Here is an 18,963-nt window from a genome sequence, read left to right as displayed (position 1 = left end):
TCCAGCGCCTCCATCTTGCGAAAGCGTAATTTTGCAGATTTGCAAATTGACTCCTAATTATGCCGGGTGAAAGTCGCATAGGACGACTGGTCTGGAGGACGCGATGAAACTCTACGCCCACCCTTTCTCCTCCTTCTGCCAGAAGGCGCTGATCGCCTTCTACGAGAACGACATCGCCTTCGAATACCGCACGCTGGAAGATCCGTCGGCCAATGCGGAACTGCGTGCCCTATGGCCGCTCAAGCGTTTCCCGGTCTTGCAGGACGGCGAGACGACGGTGCTTGAATCCGCTTCCATCATCGAACATTTACAGGCGCATTATCCCGGTCCAGTTCGCCTGATCCCCGACGACGCCGCAGCCGCCGTCGAGGTGCGGATGATGGATCGGGTGTTCGACAACTACGTCTCGACGCCCCAAGGCCGGATCGTCTTCAACTCCATGCGAGCTGAGGCCGACCGCGACTCGCTGGGCGACGCCGAGGCCCGCAGGATGCTGGAAACGACCTACGCCTGGCTGGATCAGCGTCTGACTGGACGTGAATGGGCGACCGATCATGGGTTCAGCCTGGCCGATTGCGCCGCCGCGCCCGCCCTCTTCTACGCCAACTGGACACACCCGATCCCGGAACGGTTCGAGACGCTCAAGGCCTATCGCGCCCGGCTGCTGGCCCGTCCGTCCTTCGCCCGCTGCGTGGACGAAGCCCGACCCTATCGCGACTATTTCCCGCTGGGAGCCCCTGACCGCGACTGAGACGTCTCGCGCCATTGATCCTGCGATGTAACCGGTTACGGTGGGGCAAAACAGAAACGGTTCAAAGAAGCAGGAAGCATGGCGAACGTCCGTCTGGTCGACGTGAAGAAGGCGTTCGGCGCCGTTGAGGTTCTGAAGGGCGTCGATCTGGAGATCGCCGACGGCGAATTTGTCGTCTTCGTCGGTCCCTCGGGCTGCGGCAAGTCCACCCTGCTGCGCACCATCGCCGGCCTGGAAGAGGCGACGACGGGCCAGGTTCTGATCGGGGACCGGGTGGTCAACGACCTTTCGCCGTCGGATCGCGGCATCGCCATGGTGTTCCAGTCCTATGCGCTCTATCCGCATATGACGGCCTATGAGAACATGGCTTTCGGACTGAAGCTGGCCAAGACGGATAAGGGCGAGATCGACCGACGCGTCCGCGCCGCCGCCGAGGCGCTCAGCATCACCGACTATCTGGATCGCAAGCCCAAGGCCATGTCGGGCGGCCAGCGCCAGCGCGTCGCCATCGGCCGCGCCATCGTGCGCGAGCCCGAGGTCTTCCTCTTCGACGAGCCCCTGTCCAACTTGGACGCGGCCCTGCGCGTGAGGATGCGCTATGAGTTCGCGCGGCTGCACGCCGAGCTGAAGACCACGATGATCTACGTCACCCACGACCAAGTCGAGGCCATGACCCTGGCCGACCGGATCGTGGTGCTGAACGCCGGCCGGATCGAGCAGGTCGGCGCGCCCATGGACCTGTACGAACACCCTGCTAATCTGTTCGTCGCCGGCTTCATAGGCAGCCCCAAGATGAACCTGCTGGCCGCTGAGATCGTGGAAGCCTCGGCTGCTGGAGCTAAGGTGAAGACGTCCGCAGGCGAGACGATCAGGGTGTCGGTTGACGCCGCCTCGGCCAAGCCGGGCGATGCCGTCACCCTGGGCGTCCGTCCCGAGTATCTGACCACGACCGGCGACGGCGATGCGCTGACCGCCGAGGTCATGTTCGTGGAAACCCTGGGTGCGACGACCATGGCGCACCTGAAGCATCCAGCGTCCGAAGACACGCTGACGGTTCAGCTGGCGGGTGAACTCCGCGCCAAGGCGGGCGAGCGCCTCACGCTGCACGTGCCCGCAAAACAGGCCCACCTGTTCGGCGCGGACGGGAAAGCCTTCAAGCGCCTCTGACCCCTTCGCCTCAAGCAAAAAGGCTCAGTTCAGAACAACCCGCCGCGCCCCTGCCGGAATGACCAGTTCATCACTCGACCACGTCGCTGAGCGGCCGTCGATACGAACGCGCTCCGGCCGCCCCTGCCCCTCCGGCCATTGCAGAACGAAACCGCCCGGCGGCGTCGCGCCGTCACCCAGGGTGAGCACATAGCCCTGCCGTTCCTTGCGGTAGGCGTAGGTCAGCGGCCCATAGGCGGTGCGCAGATCCCGCACACCGACCCCCTCGGCGGTGTCCAGCCACGCCTCCGGCACGCCGGCCGCCAGCACCAGGGCGTGATCGCGGTCCCGCTCATACGCGAACAGATCCAGCGCCGAGCGGATATAGTCGGAGCTGATCCAGGCGTGCGGCATGTCGCCGATGAAGCGCGGCTCGCGCTTTTCGCGCCCCACCACCTCGGCCCAGCCGTTCCAGGCCTCGGGCCTGCGGTCGGCCATCAGGAAGTCCAGCACATCCAGCGCCCGGTCCTTCTGACCCAGCCGCACATAGGCGCCGACTAGCCGCCATTCGTAGGGGGTGTAGTCCTTCCACGCCGTGCGGTTAATCAGACGGTTCTGGAAGTTTTCCCAGTAGCGATCGAAGGTTCGCGCCATAAGCTCAGGCGGAAGATTATCCTGTTCTCCCGCCGGCGACAGGGCGATGGTGGTCGAGGTGGCGTCGAAATCGCCCCGGTCCGCAGCGCCAGCGATCCAGTCAATGCCATGATGAGCCGCCGTCGCCGTGATCGACGCGCGGATGTCGGCGGCGAACTGATCCCGCGCCGCCGCATAGCGAGCGGCGGCGTCCGCATCGCCCAAGGTTTCGGCGATGAAGACCGCGTCCTTGTAGCCCAGCAGCCCCCAGAAATCGTCCCAATAGGAATAGGCGGCCTTGTCCGAATAGCCCTCGTGGCTGATCGTCGGCGGCAGCAGGCCATATAGGTGACGCTGGTCCGGCGCCTGGAAGGCCGCCGTCCGGGTCGAGGCGCGCAGGTCGTCCATATAGGCGATCGCCTTTTGCACCTGCGGCCAGACCTGGCGCAGCAGGGCTTCGTCCTTGGTGTAGCGATAGGTTTCGGCGGCCAGGAAGACGAACTCGCCGTGGCTGTCGTTCTCGGGCACCGGATCAGCGCCGCGCGCGTCGACGCAGCACGGGACCTTGCCGTTCTCGAACACATAGGGTGCGTACCAGCGCAGATAGTCGGCCGAATGCTCGGCCATGCCCAGCCGGTTCAGCCCCTCGGCCATCATGGCCCCGTCGCGGATCCACGAGCGGTTGTAGCTGCGTGTGCCCGGCTGAAGGATCGGCCCCTGACGCGACATCAGCATATGGGCCAGAGACGATTTCAGCGCGTCCTCGATCCGCTGGGCGGCTGGCGGCAGGGTCAGCTCCACCCGATCCAGCTTCGCGCGCCATTCGGCCGCCAGCCGGGTCTCGACCGCACCCAGCACAACCGCCGCCTGACCCACCGGCTCGGGCGCCAAGGCGTCGCCGGATAGCTGCGACACCCAACCCACCGTGCGCGTCTTTCCGGGTTGCAGCGTCACCTCGTAGGTCAGGGCGCCGGCGGCCAGACCCGTGGCGTCGGTCGTCGTCATGAGCTCGACGGCCGGTCGCCGCGCAGACGGCAGGATCAGGGACTGCGGATCGCTGCCGGCATCGAAGGTCGCCAGCGCGACCTGATCCGGTGCCGCCAGCGGCTGAACCCGCACCGTGTCGTTCAACTTCAGTTCGGCGCCGTCCCAGCCGATCGTCTCCACCGGGCTGACACCGCCGGGAATGGCGAGGAACTGACGCGGCGCATTCACCTGCATCGCGCGCGCGGCCAGGGCCAGGGTCAGGGTGCGCGGCCGGCTGGAGGTGTTGGTCAAGTCGTAACGGCCCCACAGCTGCGCCTGATCGGCCGGTCCGTCGGCGAAGCTGGTGATCTTCAGCGTCCAGTCGTCGGCGGTCCAGGTCACCGACGGGATCGGCAGATCGCCGTCCCTCAGCCCCTGTTCGATATTGACGTCGGCCCAAGTGATCAGCCGCCCGTTATCGACCACGAAGGGTTCGATACTGGGTCCGGCGCGGCGGAGCTCGATGGCGCCATCCTCGCCGATCAGGCCGCTCTCCCCGCCTCCATCGACCCCGACCAGGGTCCAGTAGGACTGCTCGCCGGAGAAGCCGCGCGGATAAAGGCCGCGGCGGTTTTCCTTGGCCACGGCTTCCAGAAACACGGTGCGGTCCGCGCCAAACGTCAGCGGTTCGACCTCGATCTCGTTCAGCGCATAGGTCGTTGCCTGGGCCGCGCCCAGCCGCTGGCCTGCGCCGGACGAACCGACCACGTCGGGCGCTGGAACGGGCTTCAGCGGCTCCAGCCTCAGCCAGCGCGCCGTCGCCTCGGGCATCCTCAGCCAGTCGACGCCGCCATTGCCGCCCGTGACCGTCGTCAGCGACCGCCAGTCGCGCCCATCCAGGGAGGCCGAAACGCGATAGTCGCTCGCCGCGCCCCGCTCGCCCCAGCGCAGGGTCAGGCCGCCGAACTCGCGCTCGTAGCCCAGGTCCAATGTCAGGGCCGACGCCTCCCCCACCGGCGGGGTCCAGGCGGTTTTTGGGTCGAGATCGACGGCGTTGGAGGCGGTCGACGCCGTTCGTCGATCGCTGGCGATCGGCTGGGGCGGAACCGGCGGTTCGACCGGCAGGGCGCGCAGGGTCAGTTGGTCGATCTCGACCGAGCCCTTGCCGCCCTCGGCCGCGACCACGACGAATTCGACCCGCTCGGCGCGACGCAGGATGGTTTCAGGGCTTGGTCCCCAGGCTTTGGAGACCTGACGGCGTTTAATCACGAACCGGGTCCAGCCGTCGGGAAAGTCGTAGCGCGCCGTCTGCTTCCACCAGACATTGTCGGCCGAGGCGTCGGTCAGCTTGACCTCGAAGGTATTGGTCGGCCCGGCGCCGCGCACCCAGAAGCTGATCTCGTAATTCTCGGGCAGGTCGAACGGCAGCGGCCGGCTGAGCACCGCATAGCCCGCCTTGCCGTCGAAATCGTAGTCGAGCCGTACCGCTCGCCCGTCATGGCCGGCGACGGCGGAGACGGCGGCGTGAACGTCGGTCGAGGCGCTGGCCTCCCACCGCGTCGCATCGTCCATGCTGTCGAGAACGCGCGTTTCCTGGGCGATGGCGGGCGCGGCCAGAGCGAGGGTCAGGACCGAGGCGGCGGCCAGCAGGAGGTTACGCATCGAAACTCGCAGTTCTGGTCAGCCCTTCACGCTGCCCGCGAGCATGCCGCGGATGTAGTAGCGTTGCAGGGAGAGGAAGAGGATCAGCACGGGCGCGACCGTGACGACGGCGCCGGCCATCATCAGTTCAATGTCCTGCACGTGCTCGCGCGACAGGGCTGCCAAGGCGACCGGCAGGGTGTAGTTCGACTGGTCCGTCAGGATGATCAGGGGCCACAGGAAGTCGTTCCAGCTGCCTAGGAATACGAACAGGCCCAGGGTCACGATGATGGGCTGCAAGGTCGGCAGGACGACGCGGCGGAAGATCTGGCCCTCGCTGGCCCCGTCGATCCGCGCGGCCTCCAGCATCTCTTCGGGAATGCTCAGCGCATATTGGCGCACCAGGAACAGGCCGAAGATGGACGCCAGCCACGGCACCAGCGCCCCGGCATAGGTGTTCACCAGCTCCATCGACTTCAGCATCAGGAACAGCGGCAGAGTGCCGATCTGGGCCGGCACCACCAAGGCGGCGACCAGGAACTGGAACAGCCGCTCGCGCCCGGCGAACTTCAGCTTGGCGAAGGCGTAGCCGGCCGGAACCGTGAAGCCGAGCGCCAGGATCGTCGCCAGTGTCGCTAGGGCGAAGCTGTTCCACAGATACCGCCCCATGCCCTGGTTCAGGAACAGATCGCGATAATGCTCCAGCGTCCAATGCGAAGGCAGCAGCGGTGGCGGGAAGACGGCCGCCTCGCCGGTCGCCATGAAACTGACCGACACCATCCAGACCAGCGGGAACAGGACGATAATGGCGATGAGGCCGACGGCCAGATTGAGCAGAATGGCGCGGAGTTTCATTGATACGCCCCCACCCGCTTGGCGACCGCCAGCTGGACCAGGGTGATCGCGAGGATACACAGGAACAGGATGAAGGCGACGGCGCTGGCGGAGCCCAGGGTCCACCATTTGAAGCCTTCCTCGTACATGAAGTAGAGCACCGTCACCGTGCTCTGGGCCGGTCCGCCCTGCGTCATCACATAGGGTTCGGCGAACAGCTGGAAGAAGCTGGCGACCGAGATGATCGAAACCAGCAGCATGGTCGGCGCGATGGCTGGCAGGGTCACATGGCGAAACTGCTTCCACGGGCCGGCGCCGTCGATGCGTGCGGCCTCATACAGATCGTCCGGCACGGTCTGAAGCACCGCCAGGAAGATCAGCATATTGTAGCCAAAGATCTTCCAGACCACGAACATCAGGATCGCCGGAATGGAGGTCGACGGGTCGCCCAGCCAGTCCACGGCCGGCATGCCGATGCTTTCCAGCCCCCAGTTGATGACGCCGTAGCGGGTGTGCAGCAGATAGCGCCATACCACCGCCGTCGCGACCAGGGTCGTGACATAGGGAGCGAAGAACATCACTCGCCAGATCGGCCGCCACTTCACGACCCGCGCGTTCAGGATCACCGCCGCCGCCAGGGACGCGACGATGGACAGGGGCACGCCGAGGACCGCGAAGGTCAAGGTGTTCTTCATCGCCCCCCAAAACAGGGGATTGGTCAGCAGCCGCTCATAGTTCTGCAGGCCGACGAAACGCAGATTGTCGAGGTTCGCCAGGGCATAGATGTCGAAGTCGGTCAGGCTGAGCAGCAGGGCCGCGATCACCGGAATGGCGAAGAACAGGCCGATGGCGAGCATGGCCGGGGCGACGAAGGCCCATGCGGCACGCTCGCGGGCGCCGCGCCCGCGCGACGCCCTGACCTTCGTCCCCGCCTTGGTCAAAGTGGGATCGACGACGGTCATACGGCCCTGCCCTGTTCCATCATCCAGCGACGCTTCTCCAGCAGGCGGTCGGCCCGACGGTCGATCTCGGCGGCGGCGGTCTCAGGCGTATATTCGCCGCGCACCATCCGTTCGGCGACGATCTGCATCTCCGTGACGATCCGCTCCCATTCCGGCACCTTGGGCACGGCCTTGGCGCGCGCCAGCTGGCCACGAAACGGCGCCAGCATGGGGTCGCGCTCCACGCCCGCGATGTCCCAGGCGCTCTGGCGTGCGGGCAGATCGCCGACGATGGTGTTGAACCGGGCCTGCACCGCCGGTTCGGACAGATAGCGGACCAGGGCCCAGGCCGCCTCCTGGTGCGGGGAGGATTTGAAGACCGCCAGGCTGGACCCGCCCGGCGCCGAGGCGCCCAGGCCATTCGGTCCCGGCACGCCCGCCGTGGCCCAGTTCGGCTGGAACGACGCGGGCAGCTTGCTGCGGAAATCGCCCACGCTCCACGGGCCCGAGAAGTAGAAGCTGAAATAGCCCCTGGCGAACTCGGTCCAGACGTTGGAGATCTGCGTCGACGAGGCCAGCGGCGCCAACTGCTCGTCGAACAGGCTGCGGTAGAAGGCCAAGGCTGAGACGAAGCCGGGGTCGGAAAAGTTTCCGCGCGTATCCCGATCCCTCAGCAGCGGCTCATCGATCTGAAGCCCGAAGGTCAGAAGCTGCTCGAACTCGTTCAACGGCAGCAGGATGGCGTAGTTGTCGCCGCCCGCCACACGCTTGATCGCATGCATGGCCCGCTTCCATTCGGCCCAGTCTTCGGGCGGGGCGTCGAAGCCGGCCCGCGCCAGCAGATCCTTGCGATAGAACAAAAGCCGTGTGTCGACATACCAGGGTGTGGTCATGGCGCGGCCGGCGATTTCGTTGGTCTCTAGCACCGCCGGAAACTGGTCGGTCAGCAGGTTCGCGGCCTCGGCCGGGGTCGGCGACAGGGCGCCGATGGCGGTCAGCTCCGCCACCCAGGTATTGCCGATCTGGCTGACGTCCGGCAACGAGGCCCCGGCATAGGCGGTCAGCAGCTTCTCATGCGCGGCCGTCCACGGCAGGGGCTGGACCGAGACGCGGACGCCCGGATTGCGGCGCTCGAACTCGGGCATCAATTGGCCCACCGTCCCACCCTCATTGCCCATGGCCCAGAAGCGCAGCACGGTCTCGCCATCACGGCGCGGGGTACAGGCCGCAGCCGCCCCTCCCGCCATCAGGGCCAGCGCGCCACGTCTATCAAGATGGGACCTGAGCGCCGTCAAACTCATCCGTTCATCCAGCCGCCGGTGAAGCCCGCGATGTCGAGCGCGCGGCGGATATTGGGCTCGCCGCGCATATAGCGCCAGACGAACTCGGACCTGTGATTCTCGGTCATAATGACGATCGGCCCCTGGTCGATGCCCAGATAGTCGCCGTCCACCCAACCCACGCCGTCCACGATCTTGCCGTGCTGCAGCGGCCCTTCGCGCACTGTCAGTGTCGGGTTGAAGCTGTCGAGGAAGCCCCACTCGGTATAGATGCCTGAACCGTATTTCTGCTTCATCGCCTTGACGCAGGGCACGACGATCTCGGGCGCGAAGGCGATGGAGCTGGCCGCCGCCGTCGGCGCGATGGTGCCGTCGTCGCGCTCGCCCGGACCGCGCGCGGAATAGCTGAAGAACTCGCGCTCCTTGCCGTCGATGACTTGTTTGAAATCGCCCGGCCCGTCGCAGGCCGTCAGGCCCCAGACCTCAGATGAATAGCCCGCCCAGCCGCCAGGGTTGTCGTGGGCGTATTTCTGCTGGGCGTAGACGGCGCGGCGACTGTTTTCGAAATAGTCGAGGTATTCGCCCAGTTGGGCAGACTGCCCGCGCATCCAGGCGTCCTGAATGCCGCGGAAGTCGATGAACATGTGGCTGTACTGGTGCCCGAAGATGGGCGCAAAGTTCAGGTGCCAGCTGCCCCAGCGATCGGTCCAGCTCTCGTCGTAGCTGGCCGCCCATTCGTGCCAGACATTGACTGACACCGGATGGGTCGGGCTGCCGATGGCCAGCAGCAGCACCAGCATGCCCTCGTTATAGACATGCCAGTCGGACGGTATGAAGCCGCTCTCGGGGTGCCAGCCCATGGTGATGCGGTTGTCGCGGATAACGGCCCACGGCCATTCGATCCGTTCGTAGATCGCCTGGGCCTTCTGACGGATTTCCGCCTCGTCCGCATGCCGGCTGTCGAAGTAGCGGGCGGCGAACAACATGCCGCCGATCAGCAGGGCCGTATCGACCGTCGAAAGTTCGTTGGTCCGGTAGCGAAGCCCCGTCTCCATATCCAGGAAGTGGTAGAAGAAGCCCTTGTATCCCGCCGTGCCGCTGGCCTCCGGACCTTGCGGCAGATCATGGAAGAAGCGCAGCGTCGTCAGGGTCCGCTCACGCGCCTCGGCACGGCTCATCCAGCCGCGCTCGACGCCCACCGGCCAGCAGGTCAGGGCGAACCCGACAGCCGCCACCGAACAGAAGGACGGCGTCGGCCAGCGATCCGGCGTCAGGCCGGTCTTGCGATCCGTGACCTTCTCGAACCACCGGAACGTCCGCTCCTGAAGCTCCTCGATCTCCTGATCCAGCCGCATCGGCCGTCTCTGCGTCCCATTGACCGCCCCCGTCGCCGCCGCCTGCTGCGCCGCCGCCATCACCGGAAATCCAACGGCCAGAGCCGCCGCGCCTGTGGTGGTCCGCATCAGGAAGTTTCGACGATTCATGGGCACGCTCACTGGGTCTCAATCGAAAAAGAAAGGCCGCCTCGCAACAAGCACGAGGCGGCCCAGGCTCAGGATTTAGAAGGCGTAGCGGGCGCCGATCTGGAACGTCCGCGTCGGGAACAGCACTGAACTCGGGCGGCCAAAGTTCGGGTTCGGGTTCGTCGCCGAACCCGTGCCGCCGTCAAAGCCATTGTAGTTCTTGAAGTTGAACACGTTGATGGCGTCCACATAGACCGACAGCTCACCAGCGCCCGGCACGTCGAAGTTCTTCGTCAAACGGAGATCGAGGTTCCGATAGGCGAAGGCGTTCGGCAGGAAGAACTGCTCCTTCTCCGGATAGGCGCCATAAGGGCGATAAACGAAGTTGGCACCACGTCCGTCAAACACATCAAAGGGCGTGCCGGAACCCAAGGTCAGAATGCCGGACAGCTGGAAATCGAGCGGCAGATCAACGATGCCGTTGGCCACGATACGATGACGTTCGTCGTTTGCCGACGAACGCATCGGCGAGCTTTCCACCGAGAAGCAGTCGAAGCAGAAGTTGTCATTGCCGCCGTTCTGTTCCGCTTTGGACAGCGTATAGGCGATGTTGACGCCCCAACCGGAGTCACGCGTGTAGCCCTTGTCCAGCTTGACGTAGAGCGCCTTAAACGTCCGCTCCTTGTTGTGATCGGACACCAGATATGAGCGGTAGGGGTTCGTGCCGCCCGGGCCGCAGAAGCCGCCGTTGTCGCCGAAACCATTGCCGTCATTGCCGCGCGTTGGTTCACGGCAGCGGTTCAGATACTGCCAGGTGAACTCGTTTTCGGTCTTGCCGTAGGCGAGGGTGAACTCGGTCTGCCAATCGCCGACCCTTTGACGCACACCTAGGTTGAACTGATCCGTGCGGGGCGGTTCGAAGTCGTTCTTGAGCAGAAAGGCTTCACCCTTGGCCGGGATGTTCGCCAGGATGGCGTCAAGTCCAGCCGTGGTCTCGTAGGACGCATTCCACAGGATCGGATCTGCCGAGCTTCCGTCCGCCACGCCGGCCGGGCGCCCTGTAGTCGAGAAGAAGACGTTTTGCGTGAAGTCGAAAGGCTTGGCCAGTTCGTCGAAGGCGAAGTTGAACTGCACGCGATCATAATAGCGACCGGCGCCGCCGAACAGAACTGTGCTGCGATCGCCGAAGACATCATACGAGAAGCCAATGCGAGGCTGGAAGGCCTTTTTGAACGGGTCACGATTGTCGCCGGTCGAGATGTAGTCGTTGATGTTGAACCAGCTCGGCGCATAGCCGGCAGGCTTGCCGCCATCGGTCGAAGCGATCCACTGGTTGAGCCCTGCGACCACCGAAGCGGGCGTGACATACTTCTTGTTATCGGCGTTGGTCTCGTAGTCCCAGCGCAGACCCAAATTCAGTTCAAGCTTGTCCGTGATCTGCCAGTCGTCCTGCGCGTACAGGCCGATGACGGTGTTGGTCAGGTCAACCGTGGGGAATTCGTTGCCCAGTTGAACACGATACGGGACGGCGGCATTGCCGCTGGCTGTGCCGTTTAGGTCATAGAAGAACTCGGGATTACGGCCGAACTCTTTGACGACCTCATAGTCTTGGCGGCTGACCTTGGCGCCCAGCTTGATCGTGTGATTACCGTTGAACTGGATGTCGTTGAACGTCAGATCGTTGCGGATGGTCAGCGCGTTGTCGCTGATGTCCTGACGGCTGCCGGATCCACCAATGTTCAAGATGGAGACGCCGCCGAACGGATCATAGCCGTTTTCGAAGATGCGATAGCTCCGGCCGATCTGGTCGAAGTTCACAGCGGTCGGGTTGTAATTATAATTGCGGTAATCGACTGCCAACTCGTTCAGGAAGCCGTCGCCCTGCCATTGATAACGTAGATTGGCGCTCTTGGTCGTCTGCTGCAGACCGCTTGCGCGTTCGATGGAGTTTGCGCCGCCGACGCCCGTCACATCTGCTTCGTCTCGATAGGTGACGCTCAGATCAATGAGATGCCCCTCTGCCGGCTGGAAGCTCAGTTTGCCGAAGTAAAGGTCTTCCTCGAACGGCGTGGCGAAGGTGCCGATATATTGACCGAACTGACCGACATAGGCCGGGTTCTGACGGCCTAGCGTCACGGCAGCTGCGCGATTTTCTTGCTTGTGCTCATAGCTGCCGAAGAAGTGCAGCTTGTCTTGAATGATCGGCCCGCCCAGAGCGGCGCCGTATTGCTGAACTTCGAGCGCGGGCTTTTCACGGCCTGCCGCACGCGAAAACTCGTCTTGCTTGATGAAATCTTGGTCCCGATAAGTGCCGAAGATTTCGCCGTGGAACTCGTTGGTGCCGGAGCGCGTCACGGCCGTGATGATGGCTGACGAGGCCTGCTCGTATTCAGCCTTGAAGTTCTGGCTGACAACGCGGAATTCCTGGACGGCCGCCTGCGGGAACGGATTGCCGCGGCTGTCGTCCTGACCGACGATGCCCCCGGCGATAATGTTCGACTTCAGGCTGGCGCCGTCGATGAAGGCGTTGACGGATTCCGCCCGCTGACCACCGGCGGTGATCTGAACTTCGGACTCGTTGGTTCCGACCCGCACGCCCGGCGCCAGAGCCGCGAAGTTTAGGAAGTTGCGGTTGATCTGTGGCAGGGTTTGGATTTGCTGGGTCGTGACGTTGGTGGCGTTCTCAGGCGTGCGCACCTCGACCAAGCGACGCCCGGTCACGACGATGTCGCCCAGGTTGGCCGCATTGGCATCAGCCGCGCCGGCCGCTGCGCCTGCCACGGCCAGATCCAGGTTGCCGACCTGGCCGACGCCGATGGAGACCGTGTCCGACGCCGTCTCATTTTCGGCCGTCGTCGCCGTGATCTCATAGGTGCCGGGACGCAGGCCCGACAGCGTATAGCCACCCTGCGCGTTCGCTGTGGTGCGGCTGGTGAAGCCGGAGGCGACGTTGCGGGCGACGATGGTGGCGCCGGCCTCGACCGTCGCGCCATCCGTCACACTGCCTCGGATCGTCGAGGTCGCGACCTGCGCCTGCGCGCCGCCCACCACCGCCATGCTGATGGCAAGCGCCGATGCGGCGGCCAAAGCGGCCTTACGCGTGTTGAACTGGGTCATCCTGAGCTCTCCCCTCCTGATGGGATCGGTTTTCAGCGACATGGCTGGCCTACCCTTTGTTGAACCTGGCGGACGAGGCCGCCGCGGTGGACTGGCGTTCGACCAGGATCGGCCGAACGATTTCGCAAGCGGTGTCCGTGGCGTCGGCGGTCGCGCCGACCTGGACCAGGCCGATCAGGCGTTCGACGCCCCTTCGGCCGATTTCCGCGATGTTGACGCGCATGGTGGTCAGCGCAGGCCGCATCAGGGCGGCGATAGGCACGTCATCGAAGCCGACGACGGCGATGTCTTCAGGACAGCGCACGCCGGCCTCCTGGAAGGCCAACAGGGCGCCGACGGCCATCATGTCATTGGCGGCGAAAACGGCGTCGGGCCGCTCTGTCATGGCCAGAAGCTGGGTCGCCGCGCGATGGCCCGAGGCCTGAGAGAAGTCGCCCTCGACGACGATCGGGTCATGGCCCTCGAGCGCCGCCGTGTATCCGGCCGCACGCGTGTCCGCCTCGATGTTGCCGGCGGCGCCGCGAATGTGAGCGATGCGCTTGCGGCCGGTGGACCGCAGATGCTGGACCGCGCCGACGGCGCCGCCATGGTTGTCGATCATGATGGACGCCCGGCCCGGCTCGGCCGCGCCGCCGTTCATCAGAAGGACCGGCATCCGACCGGCGAACTCTGACGACAGGTTCGCCGCGCCCAGATGCGGCGACAGCACGATCATGCCGTCCACGCGCCCGCGCATCGAACGCACGGCCGCCAGGGTGTCTTCCGCGCCGTCATGCGAACTGGAGACGATCAGATGCTTGCCGTGGGCGCGGGCGGCCAGGTCCATGCCCCGGATCAGCTCGGAGAAGAACTCGCCGAACAGATCGGGCAGGATGACGCCGATCGTGTCGTTCTTGCTCGTCGACAGGCTGCGGGCGCCGAAGTGCGGGACATAGCGAAGGTCCTCGACTGCATCGAGCACGCGCTGGCGCGTCGCGTCCGAGGTCACGCCCAAGCCGTTCAACACACGAGAGACAGAAGCAACCGACACATTGGCGCGTTCAGCCACGTCGCGCATGGTGGCGGCCTTGGCGAAGGGCTGGCCCTCCTGCCGTGCAGACGCAGCGCTAGGCGCGGCCATGTCCAATCGAATTCTCCCTGCTCCCTATCGTCCCGGCCCCTTTTCGAAGATCCGTCGATAAGCGATGTAAGCGGTTACATGACACAGGAGCAATGTGCCCCGCAAGCGCCGTTCAGCCACATTTCAGGCGATTTTCGATCTCTGGCAGAGAAGGCGCACGGCGTAAGGATAGCTAAGTCGTTGCTTTGACTGCGCTCTTCACAGGCGCACTCCGACGAACGGAATAAGGCGAACGCGCCGGGCGCGCGCCTTGGTCGCACCAACAGCCGGCGACCCGAGTCGCGAACGCGGCCTCATACGAAAAGGCCCGCGCCGCCGAAGCTGCGCGGGCCGCAATCACGATGCGAAAGACGAATCTATGCCGGGTTAAGCTCATCCAGCTTGCCGCGCAGCATCTGCAGCATGGCGGAGAAATCGCGGCCGCCGTGCCCGATCCCGTCGAACAGGGCGTAAAGCGCCTCGGCCTGTGCGCCCAGCGGCGTCGAGGCGCCGGATTTCGCCGCTGCGTCTTGGGCGAGCTTCAGGTCCTTCAACATCATGGCCGTGGCGAACCCGCCCTGATAGTCGCGGTTGGACGGCGCGGTCGGCACCGGACCCGGCCAAGGATAGTAGCTGGTCACGCTCCAGCACTGACCCGAAGACTTGGACGCGATCTCGAAGAACCGTTCGGGATCCAGCCCCAGCTTCTCGGCCAGGGCGATGGCCTCGCACGTGCCCAGCATGGAGATGCCCAGCAGCATGTTGTTGCAGATCTTGGCCGCCTGCCCCGCCCCATGATCGCCCGCGCGAATGGTGATGCGGCTCATGGGCTCCAGCGCCGCCTCGACGCGGGCGAAGTCGCCCTCGTCGCAACCGACCATGAAGGCCAGCGTGCCCGCATCCGCCGCCGCCGTGCCGCCTGACACGGGCGCGTCCGCAAAGGAGTAGCCGGCCGATTTGGCAAGACCGGCGACCTTGCGCGCCGTCTCGACATCGATGGTCGAACAGTCGAGCAGCAGGGCGGTCGACGGAGCCGCGCCGATGATCTGTTCGGAATAGACCTTCAGCACGTGCGGCCCGGCGGGCAGCATGGTGATCACGACCTCGGCGTCCTTGACCGCCTCGGCGACCGATCCGGCCGGGACGCAACCCGCCGCTCCGGCCCGTTCCAGCGCCTGCGCCGACAGATCGAAGGCGGCGACTGCATGGCCCGCCTTGGCCTGGTTCGCGGCCATGCCGCCGCCCATATTGCCCAAGCCGATGAAGGCGATCTTGGTCATGGTGTCTCTCCCTTTGTCGGCGCCGTGGTCAGGCCAGCGGCGTCCATTTTTCATTATCCGGCAACGGCGCGAACAGCGCATCCAGCGTCTCGTCGGTAACGCCCGACAGGTCCGCCGGGGACCATTTCGGCGCATTGTCCTTGTCCACGATCACGGCCCGCACGCCTTCCTGAAAGTCGTGGGTGCGCACGACGCGGCCGCCCAGGGCGTATTCCATCGCCATATTGTCGGCGAAGCTATTCAGCGTTGCGCCCGTGCGGATCTGGCGCAGCGAGACCTTCATCGACTGTGGCGACTTGGTCTTCAGGGTTTCGAGCTGCTGCAGCGCCCAGTCCGAGCCGTCCGCCTCAAGCGCCTGGAAAATCTCCTCAACCGTGTCGAAGGCGAACAGCCGGTCGATGGCCTCGCGGTGGGCCGACAGCGGCGCAGGCACCGCGTCCCCGGCGTGGCGCGCCACGACCGACGATGGATCGGCGGCCTCGCCCATCAAATCGGCCTTTAGCGCCTCGACACGATCTGCGGGCACGAAGTGAGTATGGATGCCCAGGGCCACCGTATCCGCCGCCTTCAGCCGCGCGCCTGTCAGCGCCAGCCAGACGCCGGTCTGGCCCGGCAGGCGCGGCAGGAACCAGCCGCCGCCAACGTCGGGGAACAGGCCGATCCCGGTCTCGGGCATGGCGTAGGTGGTGCGCTCGGTCGCCACACGAATGTCGGCCGGCTCGGAAATGCCGACCCCGCCGCCCATGACGATGCCGTCCACGATAGCGATGATCGGCTTTGGATAGTCGAACATCAGGTGGTTCAACCGGTACTCGGCCAGGAAGAAGACCTTGGCCTCCGACGCATCGCCCGCACCGCTTTCGGCGATCATGCGAATGTCGCCGCCCGCGCAAAATCCCCGCTCGCCGGCGTGGTCGATCAGCACGGACTGAACGGCCGCGTCGCTGCGCCAGGCCAGCAGCGCCTCTGTCATCGCCTCGCACATCGCCCGGTTCAGCGCATGGATCGCCTTGGGTCGATTCAGGGTGATGCGACCGACGCCGTTTTCGATGCGGGTGACGACCTCGGCCTCGCTCACTTGGTCATCTCCCGCGCAATGATCACCCGCATGATCTCGTTGGTGCCTTCCAGAATGCGGTGAACCCGCAGGTCGCGCACGATCCGTTCCAGCGGGTAGTCTTTCAGATAGCCATAGCCGCCGTGCAGTTGCAGGGCCTCGTCGGCGATCTGGAAACAGGCGTCGGTGGCTAGACGCTTGGCCATGGCGCACCACTTCGTCTTTTCCGGATGGTCGGTGTCGATGGCCCAGGCGCCGCGCAGCACCATCAGCCGAGCCGCCTCCAGGTCCGTGGCCATGTCCGCCAGCCGGAACTGCAGCGCCTGGAACTCGCCGATCGGACGGCCGAACTGTTTGCGGGTGGCGACGTAGTCCTGCGCCGTCTCCAGCGCCAGCCGCGCCCCGCCCAGCGAACAGGCGGCGATGTTCAGGCGACCGCCGTCCAGACCGGCCATGGCGTAGCGGAAGCCCGCCCCCTCTTCGCCCAGCAGATTGGCGACCGGCACGCGACAGTCGTCGAACTGGACGATGGCGGTCGGCTGGGCATTCCAGCCCATCTTCTTTTCCTGCGCGCCGAACGACAGGCCGGGCGTGCCGGCCTCGACCACGATCGCGCTGACGCCCTTCGCCCCCTCGCCGCCCGTGCGGACCATGACGACATAGACGTCAGAAGTCCCTGCGCCCGAGATGAAAGCCTTTGACCCGTTCAGCACATAGTGGTCGCCGTCGCGCACGGCTGTGGTCCGCAGCGCCGCCGCATCAGACCCCGATCCCGGCTCCGTCAGGCAATAGGAGGCGATCTTCTCCATGCCGACCAGATCCGGCACGAACCGGGCGCGCAGATCGTCCGACCCGAACCGGTCGATCATCCAGGTCGCCATATTGTGGATCGAGATGAAGGCCGCCGTCGCCACGTCGCCTCGCGACAGCTCTTCGAAAATCACCGCCGCCTCGACCCGGCCGAGCGCCATGCCGCCGTGCTCCTCGCCGGTGTAGATGCCGCAGAAGCCCATCTCGGCCGCCTGTTTCATTACCTCGACGGGGAAATGCTTGTCCTCGTCCCAGCGGGCCGAATGGGGCGCCAGCTCGGCCTCGGCGAAGGCGCGGGCGGCGTCCTGAATGGCGCGCTGATCGTCGTTGAGAGCGAAATCCATGACGGCCTCAGCGCATCGTCGGGATGACGAACGAGCTGTCCGAATGCTCCAGCGCCGAGTCCGGCCAGCGGGCCGTCACGGTCTTGGTCTTGGTCCAGAAGCGGACGCCCTCCATGCCGTGCTGATTGATGTCGCCGAAGGCCGAACGTTTCCAGCCGCCGAAGGTATGGTAGGCGACCGGCACCGGGATTGGCACGTTGATCCCGACCATGCCGACATTGACCCGGGCGGCGAAGTCGCGCGCCGCGCGGCCGTTCTGGGTGAAGATGGCGACGCCGTTGCCGTATTGGTGGTTCGACGGCAGGGCCAGCGCCTCCTCGAACGTCTCGGCCCGCACGATCTGCAGCACCGGACCGAAGATTTCCTCCTGATAGGACGACATCTCGGGCTTCACATGGTCGAACAGCGACGGGCCGATGAAGTAGCCCTTTTCGTGCCCTTGCAGGCTGAAGTCGCGGCCGTCGACGACCAGTTCAGCGCCTTCCTGAACGCCCTTTTCGATCCAACCCGCGACACGCTCGCGATGCTGAGCCGTGACGACGGGGCCATAGTGGGCGCCCGCATCGGTCGAGACGCCGACCCGCATCGAGGGGATCTCGGTGACCATCCGCTCGCGCAGTTCGTCGGCGGTTTTCTTGCCGACCGGCACCACGACCGGCAGCGCCATGCAGCGTTCGCCCGCCGAGCCATAGGCCGCGCCGGACAGATCCTTGATCACCTGATCCATGTCGGCGTCGGGCAGGACGATGCCGTGGTTCTTGGCGCCGCCCATGGCCTGGACGCGCTTATGGTTGGCGGCGCCCGTCTGATAGACATAGTGGGCGATGTCGGATGAACCGACGAAGCTGACAGCGTGAACCAGCGGATGGGTCAGGATGGCGTCGACCGCTGCCTTGTCGCCGTGCACCACGTTCAGCACGCCATTCGGCGCCCCCGCTTCCAGCATCAGTTCGGCCAGACGCACCGGCACCGACGGATCGCGCTCGGACGGCTTCAGCACGAAAGTATTGCCCACGGCGATGGCCACGCCGAACATCCACATCGGGATCATGGCCGGGAAGTTGAACGGGGTGATGCCCGCCACCACGCCCAGCGGCTGGCGCATCGAATAGACGTCGATGCCGGGGCCGGCGCCTTGGGTGTATTCGCCCTTCAGCGCGTGCGGGATGCCGCACGCGAACTCGATCACTTCCAAGCCGCGCTGGATGTCGCCCTTGGAGTCCGCGATGACCTTGCCGTGCTCGCTGGACAGCAGTTCGGCCAGTTCGTCCATCCGCGCCTCGACCAGGCGTTTGAAGTCGAACATGACGCGGGCGCGGCGCTGGGGATTGGTCGAAGCCCAACCGTCAAAGGCGTTCTGCGCCGCCTGGACCGCACGATCGACCTCACCTGTCGTCGCCAGTTGCACGCGAGCCTGTACATCCCCGGTGTTGGGATTGAACACGTCGCTGAATCGTCCGGACGCGCCGTCGAAAGCCGCACCGTCGATGAAGTGGCGAATGTCGCGCATGGCCTGGGTGTCCCTGTTGGTTCATTTGTTGCGGCTATGGCTATCACCCCTGCGCGCGGGTCGATAATGCAAAGTTGCAGGCAACATTCTG

Annotated in this window: 13 protein-coding genes; 2 read left to right on the top strand and 11 right to left on the bottom strand. The window is 65.2% G+C overall.

Translation table 11 applies throughout. The features are described from left to right. Positions 1-103: 103 nt before the first annotated feature. On the top strand, positions 104-751 hold the full coding sequence (locus A4249_RS03640) for a glutathione S-transferase family protein (RefSeq protein WP_066551139.1): 648 nt from the start codon (positions 104-106) through the stop codon (positions 749-751). Between the two features lie 78 nt (positions 752-829). After that, the gene (locus A4249_RS03635; RefSeq protein ID WP_066551137.1) at positions 830-1,918 is read left to right on the top strand and encodes an ABC transporter ATP-binding protein; all 1,089 of its coding nucleotides are present in this window, start codon (positions 830-832) and stop codon (positions 1,916-1,918) included. A 24-nt stretch (positions 1,919-1,942) separates the two neighbouring features. Here A4249_RS03635 and A4249_RS03630 read toward each other — a convergent pair whose 3' ends face one another. The 11 genes from A4249_RS03630 to A4249_RS03580 form a co-directional block, all read right to left on the bottom strand. Then, positions 1,943-5,158: a discoidin domain-containing protein gene (locus A4249_RS03630; protein ID WP_066551136.1), complete on the bottom strand. Its 3,216-nt coding sequence runs from the start codon at positions 5,156-5,158 to the stop codon at positions 1,943-1,945. An 18-nt stretch (positions 5,159-5,176) separates the two neighbouring features. Then, positions 5,177-5,992, bottom strand: a complete 816-nt coding sequence (locus tag A4249_RS03625; protein ID WP_066551135.1) for a carbohydrate ABC transporter permease — start codon at positions 5,990-5,992, stop codon at positions 5,177-5,179. Continuing rightward, positions 5,989-6,933 (bottom strand): carbohydrate ABC transporter permease, encoded by a 945-nt coding sequence (locus tag A4249_RS03620; protein ID WP_231868763.1) that lies wholly within the window; start codon positions 6,931-6,933, stop codon positions 5,989-5,991. The genes A4249_RS03625 and A4249_RS03620 overlap by 4 nt, the downstream gene beginning before the upstream one ends. Then, positions 6,930-8,108 (bottom strand): sugar ABC transporter substrate-binding protein, encoded by a 1,179-nt coding sequence (locus A4249_RS03615; protein WP_231868762.1) that lies wholly within the window; start codon positions 8,106-8,108, stop codon positions 6,930-6,932. The genes A4249_RS03620 and A4249_RS03615 overlap by 4 nt, the downstream gene beginning before the upstream one ends. Positions 8,109-8,209: 101 nt before the next feature. Beyond that, positions 8,210-9,676 (bottom strand): glucoamylase family protein, encoded by a 1,467-nt coding sequence (locus tag A4249_RS03610; protein ID WP_066551131.1) that lies wholly within the window; start codon positions 9,674-9,676, stop codon positions 8,210-8,212. Positions 9,677-9,751: 75 nt separating this feature from the next. Beyond that, a complete protein-coding gene (locus A4249_RS03605; protein WP_066551129.1) occupies positions 9,752-12,772 on the bottom strand; it encodes a TonB-dependent receptor in 3,021 nt (1,006 codons plus the stop codon). Between the two features lie 49 nt (positions 12,773-12,821). Then, positions 12,822-13,892, bottom strand: coding sequence for a LacI family DNA-binding transcriptional regulator (locus A4249_RS03600; RefSeq protein ID WP_197458450.1), 1,071 nt, complete (start codon positions 13,890-13,892; stop codon positions 12,822-12,824). A 356-nt stretch (positions 13,893-14,248) separates the two neighbouring features. Then, the gene (gene mmsB / locus A4249_RS03595) at positions 14,249-15,151 is read right to left on the bottom strand and encodes a 3-hydroxyisobutyrate dehydrogenase (protein ID WP_066551126.1); all 903 of its coding nucleotides are present in this window, start codon (positions 15,149-15,151) and stop codon (positions 14,249-14,251) included. A 28-nt stretch (positions 15,152-15,179) separates the two neighbouring features. Next, positions 15,180-16,229: an enoyl-CoA hydratase/isomerase family protein gene (locus A4249_RS03590; protein WP_066551122.1), complete on the bottom strand. Its 1,050-nt coding sequence runs from the start codon at positions 16,227-16,229 to the stop codon at positions 15,180-15,182. Further along, a complete protein-coding gene (locus A4249_RS03585; RefSeq protein ID WP_066551121.1) occupies positions 16,226-17,362 on the bottom strand; it encodes an isobutyryl-CoA dehydrogenase in 1,137 nt (378 codons plus the stop codon). Before A4249_RS03585 ends, A4249_RS03590 begins: the two co-directional genes overlap by 4 nt. 7 nt (positions 17,363-17,369) lie before the next feature. After that, positions 17,370-18,872, bottom strand: coding sequence for a CoA-acylating methylmalonate-semialdehyde dehydrogenase (locus tag A4249_RS03580; protein WP_066551119.1), 1,503 nt, complete (start codon positions 18,870-18,872; stop codon positions 17,370-17,372). Positions 18,873-18,963: the final 91 nt, after the last annotated feature.

This window comes from Brevundimonas sp. GW460-12-10-14-LB2 (genome assembly GCF_001636925.1).
Taxonomy (GTDB): Bacteria; Pseudomonadota; Alphaproteobacteria; order Caulobacterales; family Caulobacteraceae; genus Brevundimonas; species Brevundimonas vesicularis.
The sequence above is the reverse complement of the archived record's forward strand: the minus strand, read 5'-3'. Positions and strand labels throughout refer to the sequence as shown.

Coding starts and splice junctions, on each gene's coding strand:
- A4249_RS03640 (WP_066551139.1), top strand. CDS start 104: ATGAAACTCTACGCCCACCCTTTCTCCTCCTTCTGCCAGAAGGCGCTG.
- A4249_RS03635 (WP_066551137.1), top strand. CDS start 830: ATGGCGAACGTCCGTCTGGTCGACGTGAAGAAGGCGTTCGGCGCCGTT.
- A4249_RS03630 (WP_066551136.1), bottom strand. CDS start 5,158: ATGCGTAACCTCCTGCTGGCCGCCGCCTCGGTCCTGACCCTCGCTCTG.
- A4249_RS03625 (WP_066551135.1), bottom strand. CDS start 5,992: ATGAAACTCCGCGCCATTCTGCTCAATCTGGCCGTCGGCCTCATCGCC.
- A4249_RS03620 (WP_231868763.1), bottom strand. CDS start 6,933: ATGACCGTCGTCGATCCCACTTTGACCAAGGCGGGGACGAAGGTCAGG.
- A4249_RS03610 (WP_066551131.1), bottom strand. CDS start 9,676: ATGAATCGTCGAAACTTCCTGATGCGGACCACCACAGGCGCGGCGGCT.
- A4249_RS03605 (WP_066551129.1), bottom strand. CDS start 12,772: ATGACCCAGTTCAACACGCGTAAGGCCGCTTTGGCCGCCGCATCGGCG.
- A4249_RS03600 (WP_197458450.1), bottom strand. CDS start 13,892: ATGGCCGCGCCTAGCGCTGCGTCTGCACGGCAGGAGGGCCAGCCCTTC.
- mmsB (WP_066551126.1), bottom strand. CDS start 15,151: ATGACCAAGATCGCCTTCATCGGCTTGGGCAATATGGGCGGCGGCATG.
- A4249_RS03585 (WP_066551121.1), bottom strand. CDS start 17,362: ATGGATTTCGCTCTCAACGACGATCAGCGCGCCATTCAGGACGCCGCC.
- A4249_RS03580 (WP_066551119.1), bottom strand. CDS start 18,872: ATGCGCGACATTCGCCACTTCATCGACGGTGCGGCTTTCGACGGCGCG.